Here is a 1,260-nt window from a genome sequence, read left to right on the forward strand (position 1 = left end):
GGTCGCGTTCTCGTAGTTGAGTTTGAAGATCTGCGTGACGATCTGCCCGCCGCCCGGCGCGCTGCCCGCGTCGCCCTGCACCACGCTCACGCTGCCGCCCTGCAGCTTGGCGTCGGCCTCGGGAACCACCTTGTACAGACCGGCCGACTCGACCACCGTGAAACCCTGCAGCCGCAGCGCTGCGAGGAATTGCTGGAACGCCACAGCGGGCGGGACGGCGTGCTCGGTGAGCAGGTTCAGCTGGCCCTTGACGCGCGGGTCGACGACCACGTTGCGCCCGGTGATGGTGGCCATGGTGCGCGCCACGGCCTCGATCTCGGCGTTCGTGAAGTTCAGCGTCACCGGCTCGCCCGCGCGCACGCTCGGCGGGTTGCTGCTCGCCGTCTGCGCGGCAGTCTGGCCGCTGGCGCAGGCCAGGAGGGCCGTGGCCGCGAGCGTTTTGAGCGTGGTTTCGAGGTTGCTGCGCAGGCGTGGCGAAATCAGGCAAGTCATAGGTTCAACCCACGGTGATGATGGAGCGCGCGCCGCTGCGCCGTCCGATGATGTTCAGAAGATTCGCCAGCGCTGCCTCGCGCTCGGGGCTGGCGCTGGCCTCGCCGGTAAAGCGCAGGCGTTGGCCGACCCATTGGCCGCTGCCGCTGAGTTGCAGATGGCCGTCGAGCGTGCTCAGCGTGAGCGTGGGGACCTCGCCCCCTTGCAGCGCCAGGCGGTAGCTGCCCATGGGGCGCAGGGTTGACAGGCGCGAGGACATGGCGCGCGCGTCGAGTTGTACTTGGCCGCTGAGCCGCATGCGCCCGGCGGCCCAGTGCAGTTCCAGCCCCTGCGTCTGCAGGGCGAGCTGGCCCTGGGGCTGCAAGGTGTTCCAGGGCGTTCCGAGTCCCGCGAGCAGGGCTGCGGGCCATTGGCTCTGGCCGTCGGCCAGGCTCAGCTGCGCCGTGGCCCAGCCGGCTTGCACCCGGGCCTGCAAGGGGGTGGGCGTGCAGCAGCTGGCGCGCAGCTGCACGCGCAGGCCGCCAAAGCCGGGGCGCAGCTGCCAGTCCACCTGCCCGGGCAGGGCCATGCGGTCCCGGCTGGCGCTGCCGCCGGTGAACACCAGCTGCGCGGACCCGGTCCACACCGTGCCGCGTGCCTGCAGCAGCAGCACCTGCCCGTGGGTGGCGCTGGCCACGCCTTCGGCGAGCCAGCGCGCGGGCGCAAAGGCCAGCACCGCGGGCAGCGCGCCGGCCAGCGCGCCCACCAGCGCCCAGCCCCACGTGGGGC

1 protein-coding gene and 1 pseudogene are annotated in these 1,260 nt (G+C 72.2%); both read right to left on the reverse strand.

Annotated features, from left to right (window positions below; genetic code table 11):
* A pseudogene (locus VTU_RS25845) lies at window positions 1–492 on the reverse strand (type II secretion system secretin GspD); the annotation flags it as partial.
* A 4-nt stretch (window positions 493–496) separates the two neighbouring features.
* A partial coding sequence (gspN, locus tag VTU_RS0105590) for a type II secretion system protein N (protein WP_010101735.1) occupies window positions 497–1,260 on the reverse strand: 764 nt, incomplete at its 5' end.

The organism is Verminephrobacter aporrectodeae subsp. tuberculatae At4, assembly GCF_000193225.1.
In the GTDB taxonomy this organism is placed as follows: domain Bacteria; phylum Pseudomonadota; class Gammaproteobacteria; order Burkholderiales; family Burkholderiaceae_C; genus Acidovorax; species Acidovorax aporrectodeae.